Origin of the sequence: Nocardia cyriacigeorgica (assembly GCF_010858045.1) — a bacterium.
Lineage (GTDB): Bacteria > Actinomycetota > Actinomycetes > Mycobacteriales > Mycobacteriaceae > Nocardia > Nocardia cyriacigeorgica_E.
The window spans coordinates 1,210-18,146 of the sequence record NZ_JAAGVC010000063.1 but is presented as its reverse complement, the minus strand read 5'-3'; the positions used below and the strand labels follow the sequence as shown (position 1 = coordinate 18,146).

At 68.1% G+C, this 16,937-nt stretch carries 13 protein-coding genes and 2 pseudogenes; 3 read left to right on the top strand and 12 right to left on the bottom strand.

Annotated elements, in window-relative coordinates; genetic code table 11:
- From GV790_RS27695 to clpB, 3 genes and pseudogenes are all read right to left on the bottom strand, one after another.
- Positions 1-733: pseudogene (locus GV790_RS27695) on the bottom strand (hypothetical protein); the annotation flags it as partial.
- A gap of 85 nt (positions 734-818) precedes the next feature.
- The gene (locus tag GV790_RS27690) at positions 819-1,616 is read right to left on the bottom strand and encodes a DUF5666 domain-containing protein (protein ID WP_163817598.1); all 798 of its coding nucleotides are present in this window, start codon (positions 1,614-1,616) and stop codon (positions 819-821) included.
- A gap of 70 nt (positions 1,617-1,686) precedes the next feature.
- Complete coding sequence (gene clpB, locus GV790_RS27685; RefSeq protein WP_163817596.1) at positions 1,687-4,242, bottom strand: ATP-dependent chaperone ClpB; 2,556 nt, start codon at positions 4,240-4,242, stop codon at positions 1,687-1,689.
- Between the two features lie 340 nt (positions 4,243-4,582).
- On the opposite strand from clpB, the gene GV790_RS27680 reads away from it, so the two are divergent.
- Both GV790_RS27680 and GV790_RS27675 read left to right on the top strand, forming a co-directional pair.
- Positions 4,583-5,740 carry an FAD-binding oxidoreductase gene (locus GV790_RS27680; protein WP_163817594.1) on the top strand — a complete coding sequence of 386 codons (1,158 nt, stop codon included), beginning with the start codon at positions 4,583-4,585 and terminating at the stop codon, positions 5,738-5,740.
- An 8-nt stretch (positions 5,741-5,748) separates the two neighbouring features.
- Entirely contained in the window at positions 5,749-6,534 is a 786-nt protein-coding gene (locus GV790_RS27675; RefSeq protein WP_163817592.1) for an FAD-binding oxidoreductase, read from the top strand.
- Between the two features lie 16 nt (positions 6,535-6,550).
- Here the strand turns inward: GV790_RS27675 and GV790_RS27670 are convergent, their stop codons facing one another.
- From GV790_RS27670 to GV790_RS27645, 6 genes are all read right to left on the bottom strand, one after another.
- Positions 6,551-7,720, bottom strand: a complete 1,170-nt coding sequence (locus GV790_RS27670) for a globin domain-containing protein (protein ID WP_163817600.1) — start codon at positions 7,718-7,720, stop codon at positions 6,551-6,553.
- Positions 7,721-8,094: 374 nt separating this feature from the next.
- Positions 8,095-8,496 (bottom strand): heat shock protein transcriptional repressor HspR, encoded by a 402-nt coding sequence (locus GV790_RS27665; protein WP_163817589.1) that lies wholly within the window; start codon positions 8,494-8,496, stop codon positions 8,095-8,097.
- The gene (gene dnaJ, locus GV790_RS27660) at positions 8,496-9,659 is read right to left on the bottom strand and encodes a molecular chaperone DnaJ (RefSeq protein WP_163817587.1); all 1,164 of its coding nucleotides are present in this window, start codon (positions 9,657-9,659) and stop codon (positions 8,496-8,498) included. Before dnaJ ends, GV790_RS27665 begins: the two co-directional genes overlap by 1 nt.
- A 51-nt stretch (positions 9,660-9,710) precedes the next feature.
- Positions 9,711-10,391 carry a nucleotide exchange factor GrpE gene (grpE, locus tag GV790_RS27655; protein ID WP_163817584.1) on the bottom strand — a complete coding sequence of 227 codons (681 nt, stop codon included), beginning with the start codon at positions 10,389-10,391 and terminating at the stop codon, positions 9,711-9,713.
- A complete protein-coding gene (dnaK, locus tag GV790_RS27650; RefSeq protein ID WP_163817582.1) occupies positions 10,388-12,235 on the bottom strand; it encodes a molecular chaperone DnaK in 1,848 nt (615 codons plus the stop codon). Before dnaK ends, grpE begins: the two co-directional genes overlap by 4 nt.
- A gap of 344 nt (positions 12,236-12,579) precedes the next feature.
- Positions 12,580-12,795 carry a hypothetical protein gene (locus GV790_RS27645; protein WP_218586479.1) on the bottom strand — a complete coding sequence of 72 codons (216 nt, stop codon included), beginning with the start codon at positions 12,793-12,795 and terminating at the stop codon, positions 12,580-12,582.
- Here GV790_RS27645 and GV790_RS31940 point away from each other — a divergent pair.
- Positions 12,794-12,892: an XRE family transcriptional regulator gene (locus GV790_RS31940; RefSeq protein WP_339384736.1), complete on the top strand. Its 99-nt coding sequence runs from the start codon at positions 12,794-12,796 to the stop codon at positions 12,890-12,892. The two genes, GV790_RS27645 and GV790_RS31940, sit on opposite strands and share 2 nt — an antisense overlap.
- 60 nt (positions 12,893-12,952) lie before the next feature.
- Here the strand turns inward: GV790_RS31940 and GV790_RS27635 are convergent, their stop codons facing one another.
- The 3 genes and pseudogenes from GV790_RS27635 to GV790_RS27625 all read right to left on the bottom strand — a co-directional run.
- On the bottom strand, positions 12,953-13,597 hold the full coding sequence (locus GV790_RS27635) for an endonuclease (protein WP_163817576.1): 645 nt from the start codon (positions 13,595-13,597) through the stop codon (positions 12,953-12,955).
- Positions 13,598-13,642: 45 nt separating this feature from the next.
- Positions 13,643-15,157, bottom strand: coding sequence for a dynamin family protein (locus tag GV790_RS27630; RefSeq protein ID WP_163817574.1), 1,515 nt, complete (start codon positions 15,155-15,157; stop codon positions 13,643-13,645).
- A gap of 4 nt (positions 15,158-15,161) precedes the next feature.
- A pseudogene (locus GV790_RS27625) lies at positions 15,162-16,937 on the bottom strand (dynamin family protein); the annotation flags it as partial.

Genomic DNA, 16,937 nt, shown 5'->3' with positions numbered 1-16,937 from the left:
CGGGATCGCGGAACCGGGCCGGGGCGACGCGAGCCGGACGCTCGACGGGCTCGTCGACCTCGGCCGCCCTGACGCGGGCGCGGCCCTGTGACCGCCCGCCTTCGGGGTCGAGTCCGCGCGGCTCCGCGACCGGCGGCAACACGTGCAGCAGACCGGACAGCCGCAGCACCGCGTCGATGGCGGTCTCCCATTCCTTGGCCGTGGTGCCGACCGAGAGCATGCCGAGCGTCCAGTTGCCCTCGCTCCACAGCATCTGCACCGTCTCCGGCAGCGTCTCGATGAAGGCGACCATGCGCTGGTCGACGGCATGCCTGGCGATTTCCGGGTTGGTCGCGAAGACCACGCGATCACCGATGGCGCCGAGCAGTTCCAGATCGTGGTCCTTGGGCGGGGAGGCGGTCTTCAGCCGCATATCGACGTCGATATCGGAGCCGATCTGCCTGCGCACGGCCACCAGCGTCGCCGAATCCTCGAGGTCGAACAGCACGAACTTCTCGCCCTTGCGGATACCGGAGACCACGTCGACCGCGGACAGATAGCCCAGCTTGGCCAGCGCACCGCGCCGCCACGTCGAGGGCAGCGCCGGTTCCACCGACACATACGTATAGCCCTGGGCCTTGGCCCAGACCTGGCGCGCGTGACCGGTCCGCTGCCGCTGGAGCCGATCGAAATACAGCAGTACGACCGCACCCACGAGTGCGATCGCCGCCAACCCGAACCACATAGCCGTCATCGTCGTCTAGCCTATCGAGCCGACCGGGGGTTTGCCCGGCACCACCCGCGCGCGCCGCAGCGTTTGTGGCCGATCACGAAACTTGTCATCGTCCGCCGCCGGGAAGTGCGGTGCTGATGATGATCTTCGCGTGAATCGACCCGTCAGGGGCCTTGTCACCCTGGACGACCACGAGTTCGCCGGTGGGCAGATCCGCGGGCGATCCACCCGACAGCGAGATCACCTGGGTGTTCGCGTCGGTGGTCACCGTGACGGTCGCGCCGCCGATCGAGCTGACGGTGAGCGTGCCCGCGTTGTTGGCGGTGATGGTGCCCATGGTCGCGCCGATGCCGTCGATGCCCTCGATCCCGGGCAGGCTGGGGATGACCAGCGGCGGCGTGCTCGGGCCCGGCGTCGCGTTCGGGGTGCGGCCGGCGGTGGGCAGCGAGGACGTCGCGGAGTCACTGGCCGACGGGGTGGAATCGCCACCGCCGAACAGCAACCCGGCGACCGCACCGGCGACCGCGATCAACAGGACCACGGCCAGCCCGAGCCCGATCCACAGCCCGGTGTTGCGCTTGGGCGGGCGCGGCGGTTCACCCGAGGGCGGCATCGCGCCGAGACCGCCCATCGCCGCCGGATCGGGGGTGGGCTGGGTCGGCGGCTGCCACTGCTGAGCTTCGTACCCGCCCCACTGACTGTCGTAGGTGGGTAGTTCGCGCGTCGGGTTGGACGGCGGCTTCCACGGCTCGTACTGGTCACCGCCCGGATACGCCGTCGGCCCGTAGGCCTCGGTGTACTCGGTGGTGTGCAGCGGCTCGGTGCCGGAACCACCCGGCGAACCCAGGTGTTCGGTCGGCGAATCGTCCGGCCGCTGCCCCCACGGATCGTTCGGGTTGGTCATGCACCCAGCGTACGAGGGACGGGCGCCACGAGCATTCCTGTCGGGACACCGCGACGCCCGCCGCACCCGATCACCTGCCGACGACGAGTCCGTCCCCGTCGGGGCTGACGCCGACCTTGACGGTGTCGCCATCGGTGATCTCGCCGGCCAGCAACTCCTTGGCGAGGGTGTCGCCGATGGCCTGCTGGATCAGCCTGCGCAGCGGCCGCGCACCGTAGACCGGGTCGTAGCCGCGCACCGCCAGCCAGAACCGGGCCGAGCCGCTGACGTCCAGCGTCAGCCTGCGCTGGGCCAGGCGCTTCTGCAGCTGGTCGAGCTGGATGTCGACGATGGACTCGAGCTGTTCCTCGTTGAGCGCATGGAACATCACGACGTCGTCGAGCCGGTTCAGGAACTCCGGTTTGAAGGCCGAGCGCACGGCGTTCATCACGAAGTCCTTGTCGCCACCCGCACCGAGGTTGGAGGTGAGGATGAGGATGGTGTTGCGGAAGTCGACCGTGCGGCCCTGGCCGTCGGTCAACCGGCCCTCGTCGAGGACGGCGAGCAGGATGTCGAACACATCCGGATGCGCCTTCTCGATCTCGTCGAACAGCACCACGGTGTAGGGCCTGCGCCGCACCGCCTCGGTGAGCTGGCCGCCCTGGTCGTAGCCGACGTATCCGGGCGGTGCGCCGACCAGCCGGGCCACCGAATGCTTCTCGCTGTACTCGCTCATGTCGATGCGGACCATGGCGCGTTCGTCGTCGAAGAGGAAATCGGCCAGCGCCTTGGCCAGCTCGGTCTTACCGACGCCGGTGGGGCCGACGAACATGAACGAGCCGGTCGGCCGGTTCGGGTCGGCGACGCCTGCCCGCGCCCGGCGCACGGCGTCCGACACCGCCTGCACGGCCTCTTCCTGACCGACCACGCGCCGGCCCAGTTCGGACTCCATGCGCAGCAGCTTCTGGGTCTCCCCTTCGAGCATGCGGCCCACCGGAACCCCGGTCCAGGACGAGACGACTTCGGCGATGTCGTCGGGCCCGACCTCTTCCTTCAGCATGACTTCGCCGTCACCGGCCGAGGCAGAGGCCTTCTCGGCCTCGGCGAGCTGCTTTTCCAGCGTGGGGATCTTGCCGTAGCGCAGCTCGGCGGCCTTGCCGAGATCGCCGTCGCGTTCGGCCCGCTCGGAGGCTCCGCGCAGCGATTCCAGCTCCTCCTTGAGCGCGCGGACCTGGTCGATGGCGTTCTTCTCGTTCTGCCAGCGGGTGGTGAGCTGGTTGAGCTTTTCCCGGTCGTCGGCCAGTTCCGAACGCAGCTTCTCCAGCCGCTGCTTGGAGGCCTCGTCGGTTTCCTTCGCGAGCGCGACCTCTTCGATCTCGAGCCTGCGCACCGCGCGTTCGACCTCGTCGATCTCCACCGGACGCGAATCGATCTCCATGCGCAGCCGCGAGGCCGATTCGTCGACCAGGTCGATCGCCTTGTCCGGCAGGAACCGGGAGGTGATGTAGCGGTCGGACAGGGTGGCCGCGGCGACCAGCGCGGAGTCGGTGATGCGCACACCGTGGTGCACCTCGTAGCGCTCCTTGATACCGCGCAGGATGCCGACGGTGTCCTCCACCGACGGCTCGCCGACCAGCACCTGCTGGAACCGGCGCTCGAGCGCGGCGTCCTTCTCGATGTGCTGGCGGTACTCCTCCAGCGTGGTGGCGCCGACCAGGCGCAGTTCACCGCGGGCCAGCATCGGCTTGATCATGTTGCCCGCGTCCATCGCCGATTCACCGGTGGCGCCCGCGCCGACGATGGTGTGCAGCTCGTCGATGAAGGTGATGATCTGCCCGGCGCTGTTCTTGATGTCTTCGAGCACGGCCTTGAGCCGTTCCTCGAATTCACCGCGGTACTTCGCACCGGCAACCATGGCGCCGAGGTCGAGCGAGATCACCGACTTGCCACGCAGCGATTCGGGGACGTCACCGGCGACGATGCGCTGGGCCAGCCCTTCGACGATGGCGGTCTTGCCGACGCCGGGCTCACCGATGAGCACCGGGTTGTTCTTGGTGCGCCGCGACAGCACCTGCACCACTCGGCGGATCTCGGTATCGCGGCCGATCACCGGGTCGAGCTTGCCGGAGCGGGCGGCCTCGGTGAGGTCGGTGGAGTACTTCTCCAGCGCCTGGTAGCTGCCCTCGGGGTCGGGGTTGGTGACCCGGGCGCTGCCGCGGACGGCGGTGAAGGCCTCGCGCAGGGCGCCGGCGGTCGCGCCGTATTTGGTGAGCAGCATGGTGATGTCGGAATCGCCCTCGGCCAGGCCGACCATGACGTGCTCGGTGGACACGTACTCATCGCCCATCTCGGTGGCCAGTCGTTGAGCCGCGGTGATCGCGGCCAGCGCTTCGCGGCCGAGCTGGGGGGTGGTGGTGGCACCGGTCGCGCTCGGCAACCGGTCGATGATCTCTTGCGCCTCGCGTCGTACGACCGCCGGATCGGTCCCGACGGCCTTCAGCAAGGGGGCGGCGATGCCGTCGGTCTGATCCAGCAACGCCACCAGCAAGTGCGCCGGACGAATCTCCGGGTTACCCGCGGCCGAGGCCGCTTGCAAGGCAGCGGTCAGCGCCGCCTGGGTCTTGGTGGTGGGATTGAACGAGTCCACAAAGCACCTTCCTACTGGTCGATAATTTCCCCGGTGCCGAGTGCGTACAGCGGCTGCCTTCGCCGTCGGCACGGTGTCCTTCGGTTCAACGTTGGAAAGGTTGAGTCTGTTCCGCTCAACTTTGCCGATTCTAGCGACCGCGGCACGGCGGACTCGACCCGAACGCTACGCCGCGACCGTGACCGGTGAACCGGTGTTGCGCATCCAACATGTGACAAATGCCGGTAACCTGCCCATACCCACATGACCACGGCGTTTTCAGGGATACTTGCCTCGACGGAGGACCGCCGGTTACGGGTAGGTCCCCGGGCAGCTCTTCGAGGGAAAGGAAGCCCACGCCGTGGATGCGCGTTCGGCTGCGCTGGTCCGCGCCAACTTCCGTTCGGTGGTCGATTCACCGCACGGACCCGAGCGGTTGATCAGTGCGTTTTATGGTCACCTGTTCGCCGAGAATCCCGGGCTGCGGGATCTGTTCCCGCCCGCCATGGATATGCAGCCGAAACGCCTGGTCACCGCCATCCAGTACATGCTCGATCACCTCGAGGACTGGGACCGGGCACAGAAGTTCCTCGAACAGCTGGCCCGCGATCACCGCAAGTACGGCGTCGAAGCCTCCCATTACGACCTCGCCGGCCGCGCCCTGTTCGCCGCCGCCCGCACCTACAACGGTGCCGACTGGAGTGACGAACTGGCCGACGGCTGGCGCGATGTCGCCCTGCTGATCTCGGCCGCCATGGCCATCGGCGCCAACTCCGACGATTCCCCGCCCTACTGGGAGGCCACCGTCGTCGGGCACCGGCATGTGCTCGACGATCTCGCCATCGTGCGGCTGCAATCCGACAGCCCGATCCCCTATCAGGCGGGCCAGTACGTGCCGGTCGCGGTGCCGCAGCGGCCGAAGATGTGGCGGTATCTGTCGCCGGCGATTCCGGCCAATCCCTACGGCGAGATCGAATTCCACGTCCGCAAGGTCCGCGGTGGCTGGGTGAGCCCGGCCATCGTCAACGAGACCACCGTCGGCGACCGCTGGCTGATCGGCGGCCCGCTGGGCGGGCTCCATGTGGATCAGGAAAGCGGCCGGGATGTCTTGATGATCGGTTCGGGCACCGGCATCGCGCCATTGCGCGCCCAGCTCATCGAGATGGGGCAGCGCGGCATCAACCCGCGGGTGCACTTCTTCATCGGCGGGGTGTACCCGTGCGATCTGTACGACGTGGAGAACATGTGGCAGCTCTCGCAGAGCAACCCGTGGCTGACGATCGTTCCGGTGTGCGAGCAGAAGACCAACCCGTGGTGGTATCCGCATCCCGCTGCCGACGCGCCCTACGGCATGCACCGGCGCCTGGTCGGTAATCTCGGTGCGGTGGTCGCCAGCTTCGGGTCGTGGTCGGATCGCCAGATCCAGATCGCCGGCTCGGCGAAGATGATCGCCGATACCCGGCGCGCGCTGCTGGCAGTGGGCACACCGGAGTCGATCATCAGTTCCGATCCCGTCTGAGAGTAGGTATGGACATCGATCCGCATGCGCCACGCAACGGCGCGATTCCGGAAGCGCCCGTGTGGAAGTCGACCGTGGTCGGACATCATCGGCTGCGTCATGATCTCGCGGTGATCCGGCTGATCGGCGAGTTCGTGCCGTTCACCGCCGGGCAGTCGGTGGAGGTGCGGGTACCGCAGTTCCCCGGTCTGCGGCGGCGCCTGTCCCCCGCCCTGCCGCCCTCGCTGGACGGCAAGCTCGAGTTCCATGTGCGCACGGTGCCCGGCGGCTGGTGCAGCGGCGGGATCGTGGCCGATACCGCGGCCGGCGACGAGTGGACGATCGGCGCACCCGCAGGCACCTTCTTCGTCGATCCGGAGGGCGACGAGGTCGTGATGATCGCGGGCGGCACGGGTTTGGCGCCGATGCGCGCGCAGATCCTGGAACTGGCTCGTCGCGAGGTGCAGCCGCCGACCTACCTGTTCGTCGGCGGTGCGTCGCCGCGCGACCTGTACGCGGCCGACATGCTGACGCTGCTGGCCGAGGAATTGCCGTGGCTGACAGTGGTTCCGGTGGTGGAGACCCCGGACGATCCCGATCTGCCGGACGAATGGTACGAGCGTTCCCGGGTGGATATCGGCTTCGCACCCGATGAGATGCTGTACGGGACGCTCGCGGAGGTGGTCGGCTCGCACGGCGCGTTCGACCGGCACCAGGTGCTGGTGTGCGGCTCGCCCGGGATGACGCGCGCGACCGTGCAGCGGCTGCTCGACACCGGGACACCGGCGGAACGAATTCAGTGGGAGGGCGGCTGATCCGGCCGCTCATAGCTCAGAAGAGCGGATCGTGACGAATGTTCATGGCTCGGGTCCCGGTGGCCATCAACCGGAACTTGGTGGTCTGCACCATCGAAGGTGAGCCGACGATCTGCACATCACGGTCGGCCCATGCGCCGTAGCCGGCGACGATCTTTCCGATCTGCCCGGTCACCCGTGGTTCGAGGCCGGGCCAGGTTCTTTCCGATTCGCCGGAATCGTAGTACCACCACGGATTCTCGGCGCGTTCGGTCACCGGCGTGACGGTGAGCCATTTGTTGGCGACCGCGAGCCGGCTCAGCGTCTCCAGGTCGTAGAGATCGCACGGATGGTGGCCGCCGACGAACAGGTGCACCTTCGGATTGATGCGTCGCTGTGACATTGCCATGAGCTGGGCGCGAAGCGGTGCGATACCGGTGCCGCAGCCGATCATCAGCATTTTGCGTTTGACGTTGCGCGGAATTCCCAATCCGCCCAGCGGGGAGCCGAGCAGCCACTGATCACCGACCGCGGTGTTGCCGACCATCGCCGGGCTGACCCAGCCACCGAGGACCGAGCGAATATGGAATTCGATCTCGCCGTTGGCATTCGCCGGGACCGCTGGCGACATATAGCGCCACATCCGCGGCCGCGACGGGATCTGCACGCTCAGATATTGGCCCGCCGCGTATTGCATCGGCTGGTCCAATTGCAGCCGGATCACCGCCAGATTGCGGAGCACCTCGCGGCGTTCGACGACCGTTCCGGTCCACACCGGCGGTGTGCTCTCCTGTTCGGCGGCGCCGATCATGGTGTCCGAGATCAGCGCCAAGCCCTCCGTCCAGGCGCGTTCGACCTCGTCGGTCCACATCTCCGAACCGGCGAATCGGCGCATGGCCGTCTTCAACGATTCCGATACCGCCGTGTAATGGGCCCGCTGGACCCCGTACTTGCGGTGATCGCGGCCGAGCTGGGCGAGGAAGGGCAGCAACTTTTCCGGCTCCTCCAGCCGGTCGAGCGCGTATCCGATGGCCTTGACAAGGCGGTCACGCTGCGCGTCCATCGCCGCGGGAAAATAATCGCGGACACCCGGATATTCGGTGAACAAGATCGCATAAAACGACTTGGACAACCGCTCCGCCCCACCCTCTTCCGCGGCAACCGCTTTGAACGTCGTCCTGATCAACGCGACGGTCCGCGAATCCATATGCGCCACAACCCCATTTCGCATTCGAGCACTATCCGTGCCGGCGAGTGAGGTGCTGCGGGACACTCGTCAGCAGCCGTGGCTTTGGAGTGTAGGCGAGGTTTGCCGGCAGTGGAATGGACGGACGAAACATCCCACGTGCAATTCCGACAAAACAAGGGTATGGCGTACGAATTCGCGACGAAACCGACTGAAGGACTGGATAAAACGGGTGAAATCCGTCACTCGACCACTCAATATGCAAGCTTCACAATGAAGTTCGCATCCGACAGCGATCTGTCGGCAAATCCGAAACGTTCCCGGACGGACCTCGGGCCCCGACCCGGCCCACGAGCGGAGCCGGGCCGGGGCCCGAGAACTCATCCGGCGAACGGCTACCGGCGATGCCGCGGCTGCCACACCACCAGCGCGGTGCTGCGCTGCGGCGGGGTCAGATCCGCGCGGTAGTTCGCCCGCGCGCGCTCCAGTTCCGCACTCAGCTCGGCGACGCGCTGTTGCAACTGTTCGACCTGATTGGTGAGTTCGATGATGCGTTTGATGCCCGCCAGGTTGACGCCCTCGTCCTGGGACAGCCGCTGCACTTCGCGCAACAGCTCCACATCCCTTGCCGAATAGCGTCGCCCGCCGCCCGAAGTGCGTTGTGGCGTCACCAGCCCCAGCCGGTCATACGTGCGCAGCGTCTGCGCATGCATACCGGCCAATTGGGCCGCCACCGAGATCATGAAGTACTCGGCTCGCGACGGCCCACCCGACGCCTGCTTCGGATCTCCGGACATCACGCACCTGCCCATCCTGCTCGCGGATCGAAACCGCTGGCCTTCTCCGCCTCCTGCAGCGCCCGCAGCGCCTCGGTGGCGTTGTCATCCAGTTTCTGCGGCACCGCAACCTTGACGGTGACCAGCAGGTCACCGGCTCCGCCGCCGCGCTTGGGCACACCGCGGCCGCGCACCCGCAGGATGCGGCCGTCGGCGGTGCCCGGAGGCACCTTGACCCCGACCCGGCCCTCCAGCGTCGGCACCGACACCGTGGTGCCGAGGACCAGTTCGCTGTAGCTGACCGGCAGTACCAGGGTCAGGTCGTCGCCGCTGCGGCCGAAGACCCGGTCCTGGCTGACGTGCACGGTCACGTACAGATCGCCCGAGGGCGCACCGCGCAACCCGGCCTCGCCCTGCCCGGCCAGCCGGATCCGCTGCCCGTCCGCCACACCAGGAGGAATACGGACGGTGATGGTGCGGGTCCGGTTCTGGATACCACTGCCATGGCAGTCCACGCACGGGTTGTCGATGATCGAGCCGGTACCGCGGCAGTCGTCGCACGGTTCACTGAACCCGAACGCGCCCTGGTTGCGGCTGATCACGCCGGTGCCGTTGCAGTGCGGGCAGACCCGTGGGCTGGTGCCCGGCTTGGCGCCGCTGCCGTGACAGGTGGTGCACGGCGACGGACTGGTCATCCGCAGCGGGACGGTGGCGCCCTGCGCGGCCTCACGGAACCCGAGGGTCGTCTCGGTCTCCACATCGGAGCCGCGCCGGGGCCGGCTCGCCGATCGCGTGCCGCCCCGGTTGAACAGACCGCCGAACAGATCGCCGAGGCCACCGTCGGCACCGGTGGCACCGGCACCGAAGATGTCGCCGAGGTTGAACTCCTGCGAGAATCCGCCACCCGCGCCGCCGGGGGTGAATCCACCGCGCGGATAACCACCGCCGGCGAACAGCCTGCGCGTCTCGTCGTACTCCTTGCGCTTGACCGGATCCGACAGCACGGCATGCGCCTCACTGACGGTCTTGAACCTCTCCTCGGCCTTGGTGTCGCCGGGGTTGGCATCCGGATGCAGGTCACGCGCGAGCTTGCGGTAGGCCTTTTTGATCTCGTCCTGCGAGGCGCCGGAGGAGACGCCCAGCTCCTTGTAGAAGTCCTTTTCGATCCACTCCCGTTGGCTCACCGGGCATCTCCTCCTTTCGTTCCTCTTGTACGGTGCGGCTCGGCCGCGCTCTTATCCTTCGTCGGTGCCGGCATCAGCATCCGATGCCTCGGCCTGGTCCGGTGCGGGGGCTTCGCCCTGGTCGGCGGGGGCGGTGGTGGGCAGATCGCCCACGCCGTCGGTTACCCCCACCAGCGCGTGCCGAAGCACCCGGTCACCGAACCGATAACCCTTGCGCATCACGAGGCCGATCACCGGATCGTGTCCGGAACCCTCGTGCTGCACCGCCTCGTGCAGAGTCGGATCGAAAGGCTCACCCTCCGAACCGAACTCCTCGAGACCCTGTTTGCGCAGTGCGTCGCTCAGCTTGTCGGCAACCGACTTCAGCGGCCCCGATTCCAGATCGCCGTGCGCCCTGGCGCGATCGAGATCATCGAGCACGCCGAGCAATTCGGTGACAACGCCGGCCTTGGCCGCGTCGATCGCGGCCTTGCGGTCGCGCTCGACCCGGCGCCGGTAATTGGCGTACTCCGCGGTCAGACGCTGCAGGTCGGCGGTGCGCTCGGCGAGCTCGACCGCGGCGTCGGACACGGGTACCTCGGCGGCGTCGACCTCGGCGGCGTCCGGCTCGGCCGGGGCGGAACCATTGCCCGCCCCGGCAGCCTCCCTGACCTCACCGGTCTCGGGATCGATCTTGCGCTTGTCGACGAAGCTGATCGGCTCCTCGGAGTTCCCAGCGTTCGCGTTCGTCACTTCTTCTCCGTGTCGACCGGCTCGTCAACGACCTCGGCATCGACGACCTGATCGTCGTCGGCCGTCGCGGAGGCACCGTTACCGGACGCGGCGGCGTCGGCGGCGGATGACTCGTAGATCGCCTGGCCCAGCGCCTGCGACTCGGTGGCCAGCTTCTCCACGGCCGACTTGACCGCGGCGATGTCGGTGCCCTTCAGCGCCTCGTTCGCCTCGGCGATGGCCGCCTCGACCTTCTCCTTGACGTCGGCGGGCACCTTGTCCTCGTTGTCCTTGATGAACTTCTCGGTCTGGTGCACCAGCGACTCGGCCTGGTTGCGGGTCTCGGCCTCCTCGCGGCGGGCCTTATCCTCGGCGGCGTGCGCCTCGGCGTCCTTGACCATCCGGTCGATCTCTTCCTTGGACAGGCCCGAGCCGTCCTGGATCTTGATCGTGTTCTCCTTGCCGGTGCCCTTGTCCTTCGCGGTGACGTGCACGATGCCGTTGGCATCGATGTCGAAGGTGACCTCGATCTGCGGCACGCCGCGCGGGGCCGGCGGGATGCCGGTCAGCTCGAAGGAGCCGAGCAGCTTGTTGTGCGAGGCGATCTCGCGCTCACCCTGGAACACCTGGATCTGCACCGACGGCTGGTTGTCGTCGGCGGTGGTGAAGGTTTCCGAACGCTTGGTCGGGATGGTGGTGTTGCGCTCGATGAGCTTGGTCATGACGCCACCCTTGGTCTCGATACCCAGCGACAGCGGGGTGACATCGAGCAGCAGGACGTCCTTGACCTCACCCTTGAGCACACCGGCCTGCAGGGCGGCGCCGACGGCGACGACCTCGTCCGGGTTCACGCCCTTGTTCGGCTCCTTGCCGCCGGTCAGTTCCTTGACCAGCTCGGAGACGGCGGGCATACGGGTGGAACCACCGACGAGCACGACATGGTCGATATCGGAGACCTTGATGCCCGCATCCTTGATCACGGACTGGAACGGCGCGCGGGTGCGGTCGAGCAGGTCCGAGGTGATCTTCTGGAACTCGGCACGGGTGAGCTGCTCGTCGAGGAACAGCGGGTTCTTGTCCGCGTCGACGGTGATGTAGGGCAGGTTGATCGAGGTCGACTGCGAGGACGACAGCTCGATCTTGGCCTTCTCGGCGGCCTCACGCAGCCGCTGCATGGCCATCTTGTCCTTGGTCAGGTCGATGCCCGAGGTGCCCTTGAACTTGTCGACCAGCCACTTGACGATGCGCTCATCCCAGTCGTCACCACCGAGGTGGTTGTCACCGGAGGTGGCACGGACCTCGACGACGCCCTCGCCGATTTCCAGCAGCGAGACGTCGAAGGTGCCGCCACCGAGGTCGAAGACCAGGATGGTCTGTTCCTTGTCGCCCTTGTCCAGGCCGTAGGCCAGCGCGGCCGCGGTGGGCTCGTTGACGATGCGGAGCACGTTCATGCCCGCGATCTGGCCGGCTTCCTTGGTGGCCTGACGCTGGGCGTCCTCGAAGTAGGCCGGGACGGTGATGACCGCGTCGGTGATCTCCTCACCGAGGTAGGCCTCGGCGTCACGCTTCAGTTTCATCAGCACGCGGGCGCTGATTTCCTGCGGGGTGTACTTCTTGTCGTCGATGCCAACGGTCCAGTCGGTGCCGATGTGGCGCTTGACGGAACGGATGGTGCGGTCGACGTTGGTCACTGCCTGGTTCTTCGCCGGCTGGCCCACCAGCACTTCGCCGTTCTTGGCGAACGCGACGACCGACGGCGTGGTGCGCGAACCCTCCGAGTTGGCGACGACGACCGGCTCACCACCTTCGAGAACGGCGACGACCGAGTTCGTGGTCCCGAGGTCGATTCCGACCGCACGAGCCATTGTTTCCTCCTATTTTTCGATGCCTGTGTGGTGTCGGGGCTATCAGCCCATATCGGCGCTTACCGCGCCATGGACCAGGCCCCTGACACTGCACGGAGCACGGTCCCAGCAATACTGAGCGTGGTCGGCTCAATCCTGCCCGTCGCCCACACCGGGCGTCAAGTCAAACTTGAGTCGAACACACTCAATGTTGTTCGACCAGCTCAACCAGCGGTGGTCAGGGTCTATTCCCCGGGGGCGAGGATTTTTTTTCTCGCAACCCGTCACCGCCTCGCCCATCCTCCTCCGCACACCGACAGCCGACCGGTTCGTCGAACCGAGCGGCATGCGCGTGGAGGTGCGGCTCAGTCCGGCCGCCCGGCCCCGGACGGGCCCATGAACAGGGTGGCCAGCAGCGCCGCGGCGAGCAGGGCAGCGCAGAGGTAGCTCGACAGTTCGACGGCCGAGGACATCGCTTCGCGGGCCGCGGTGGCGACGGGTTCGGTGGCCGGATCGGCAGCGAGGGCCGGGATGACCGAGCCCGCACTGTCGGTGACGGCGGCGCGCAACTGGAACAGCATGCGCGGCAAGGTTCAGCTGTTCAGCCTCGACGCCCTGGTCAACATGGTCGGCGCAGCGGGCATGCATGTGGAGGTGACGATCAGCCCGGCCGCGTGACCCTCGCCGACGCGACGACGATCACCATGACCAAGGTGGTGGACGCAACGGCCCGCCCGCTCACCGCTTATCGGAGCGCACGTCTTCGGCGATGTCGTCGTCGAGGGTGACGCGGACCAGGGCGGCGGCCAGGTCGGCGACATGACCGCGCGGGGCCAGCTCGGCCAAGCGGTCGGGGTCGGTGGGCAGGTCGACGCGTTCGGCGCCGTGTAGTGCGCGCTCGTCGAAATGCGGGCGCGCCCAGGTCCACACGTCCTGCACCTCACGCAAGAAGATGTCGGCGCCCACCGGGCCGATGCCCTTGAACTGCTGGAGCAGTTCGGCGGCGCGGGTCGGGTCGTGGTCGGCCTCATCGGCGAGTTTGCGCAGGTCGCCGTCGTAGCGGTCCAGGATGGTCGAGGCCATCGCACCCAAGCGGGAGGCGGTCGACTCGTCGTATCGGCGGTAGTGCGCCCGGCCGAGCGCGTCCACCAGTTCCTGCCAGTCGGCATCGGCGACGCGCTGCGGCGTGCGGTAACCGCTATCGATGAGCTCCTTGGCCGCGTCCACCGCGAGATCGGCCGAGATTCGCGTGCTGAGCAGCTCCGACAGCATCAGTAGCTGGAACAGCGGGGCCGGTGTGTCGGCCAAATGGATGCCCGCCGCGGCGGCGTACCCGGTACCCGCCCGGTCCAGCAACGCGTGCACCACATCTCGCTGTCCCATCCCTTTCCAGTGTGCAGCCCACGCGAGCGCGACGCACGGATCAGCTCACATCCGTGGCGTGAGCTGGGCGAGAATGCCTTCGGCACTGCGCGCCGCGGTGCGGCAGGCAGTTGCGGTGAACTGGTCGGCCAGCGGGTGCTGGGCGCGTGCACGCCATTTACGCGCGGCGGCCACAGCTTCGGCACGCTTGGTCCCGGCATCGGTCTCGGCGGGTAGGCCGAGCCGCAGATGCGCGGCTACGCCGGAACCGCCGATGAGCCTGATCAGTTCGGCCAGCTCGGATGCGGGCAGGCCGGGCTCCTCGGTGCGCAACCGGCCGAGCAGACGCAATTCGGTGAAACCGTGATTGTCGGCGAGCAATGTGCGCACCTGCGGCAGCAGCGAATCGGCGGCGGTGCCGGGATAGGCGGTGAGCACCCGGTCCAGCGCGCTGAGCGCCGAATGGGCCTTGAGCTGATCGGCGCGCTGACCGAACTGCACGTCGAGTACCGAGCGCAATTCGTTCACCCCGCTGCGCTCGGTGAGTTCGGCGGCAAGCGTCGTCGAATCGCGAGCGCCGAGCCGCACCAGCGTGATCGCGAGCCTGATGCCGAACAGCCCGAAACGATCGGCGAGCTGGGCGCGCAACTGCGGCGCGACCGGCAGCGGCAGATCGGGACGGGCGAAGCGGTCGGCGGACAGCAGCGCGGCCGACAGTTCCTCCATGGGCACACCTGCCAGCGCCTCGAACGCGGCGAACTCCTGCTGGCGCAGCGTCGCCGCCGCGAACGCCAGCAGCCCGGCCACCGGGATCACCGCCTGGCACAATCCGGTCCGTTCCAGTTCGGCGGCGAACCCGGCGGCCACCTCGCGCGCCGAATGCAGGGCGTCGATGCGGCCTGCGCCGATCTCGTCGGCGCGCGAGACCACCCCGATCACACCGAGCGGGCCCGCGCCACCACCGGCGGTCCCGACCCGTTCCAGGAACCGGATGTCGGCCTCGTCGAGCCTGCGCAACAGGTAGACGACGGCGTCGGCGCCGGGAATGCTCGTATCCTCCGGCGTCAGCAGGCGGGCGGTGCGGGCCGACACCTCACGTGACAGCGACGACGTGCCGGGGGTGTCGATGATCGTGGTGGCGGCCAGGGTCGCGGCAGGCCACTCCACCTCCAGGTGGTCCACCTCGCGCCGCCCGGGCGCGCCCCAGTTCAGGCCGTCGAGATCGAAGGTCAGGCCGTGCGCGCCGGCACCGCGGCGCACCACCACGTTCGCCGCGCGACCGTCGGCGGAGAAGGCGGTGACCGCGGGCGTCGGCCCGTTGCGATACCAGGTCACCACCCGCGTGCACTCGGTCGCGTCGGTGGGCGCGATCTGCTGGCCGACCAGCGAATTCAGCAGCGTGGATTTGCCCGCTTTGAGCGAGCCGGCCAGCGCCACCCGCAACGGCTGGTCGAGCCTGCGCGCACAGTCGGCGAGCAACCCGCGCGCCCGCGGCACCTCCGCCAGTTCCCGGCGCGCCGCCCCGATCAGCCCGCGTGCCTGCGTCACGACTCCCGGCTCGGTCTCGAGCTCCGCTCTCACGCGGTCACCGTACCGGGCTGATATCCGGCGCCGCCGCCGATCCCGTCTCGGTAGACCTCATCGCCGGCGGACGCAGGGCGTCGGCGTGATTACGCAGCGCGGCCACCGCGCGCAGCTGACGTTCCAGCTCCGCGCAGCGTTCGGCGCGGCGGGCGGACTCCATGGTCGCGGCCTCCTGCGCGGCGCGCAGCGAATCGTCGATGGAACGCAGACTGCGTTGCGCGACGCCGGTGTAATGGTCACGCAACGCTCGGTGGATGCGATGCAGGCGATCCTTGGATTCCTTGCCCGCCTGGAACGCCACATCATCGACGTAGCGGCGGACCGCGACCTTGGCCTCGTTGCGTCGCTTGGCGAGCCGGGCCTGCGCGTCGTCGCGGAACGCTTTGCCACCGACCAGCACACCCGCGCCCAGCGAGATCGGGTTGAGCAGGGCCAGCCCGGCGAACGTGCTGGCCAGGCCGACCATCAGCACACCGCCGTACGAACCGCGCATACCGACCAGCAGCTTGCTGCCGATACCGATATCGGGTTCCAGATCCGCGAGAGTGACCGCCGCCGAGCGCGATTGATCGTCTTGCTCACCCGGACGCACATCGGGCAGGTCGACCGCGCCGAGTTCGATGAAATGCTCGGCCACCCGCTCACTGAGCTTCTCCGCGCGCGCACCCGTCCACAGCAGGTTGTCACCGAGGGCCGAATCGACTGTCCCGGTGAGCCATTCCTCGATGCGCGCCCAATGCCTGCCCGGATCGTGATCGTCTATCCATTCCTCGGCGGTGCGGGCGACGGTGCGCAGCCGGTCGCGCAGATCGTGGTCGACGTCGCCGGCGAGATCGGTGATCCCGTCGGCGAGAGTCTGCTGCCAGGCCGCTGTGCGGCGATGCAATTCCTCGGCGGCCGCCTTGGCCGCCTGCAACTCCGCGACCGCGGCCGCGCCCTGCCGTGGATCGCGCAGCGCGACCAGCTCGCTGCCGAGGGCGAGCGCCAGATGTTCGGCCGCCGAATGGATATCGCGGGACACCGCGATCCGCGTCGCCCGCTGATCGCGCGCCACCACCTGCTCGCGTAGGAACTGGAAGAGCACGCCGAACCCGGATTCGGCGCCGAGCTGCTTGTCCTGTAACCGCAGCGCGTGCGAACGCAGCAGCGACGACACCGCGATAATCGGCACCGGCAGCTGGGCGCGATCCAGATGGGCGCGATCGGCGGCGGCCACCTGACGCCAATGCGGATACAGGTCGATCTTGGTGAGCACCAGGGCCACCGCCGGGCAGAGCTGGCGGACCTGCCGCAGGAACGCCAGCTCGGGTTCGGTGAGTTCGGTGGAGGCATCCGAGAGCACCAGCACCGCATCGGAGGCCGGTGCCATGCCCAGAATGGTTGCCGTGCAGTTGTTTCCCTGGCCGATGCCAGGGGTGTCGACGAGGACGATGCCGTCGGCCAGCAGCTGATTCGGGGCGGTGATCTCCAAGCGGGTGGCTCGGCGATCGGCCACCACCGGGGTGCGGGTGGCGGCGGTGATGTCGTCGACGTGCACGCGCTCCTCATGGGCCCGGTCGGCGCCGGTGAACACCAGGTGGGCAGCGGGTGCCGGGCCGTGCGAGAGCACCGTCGGCACGGTGGTGGTGGCGTCGTCGCCGACCGGGCAGAGATCGCTGTTCAACAGCGCGTTGACGAACCGGCTCTTGCCCTGATCGCGCTGGCCCGCGATCACGATCCGCCGCCGCGGATCGCGGTGACCTGGTCGCCCGCCTGGAAACAGCGGCCGACCGGGTCC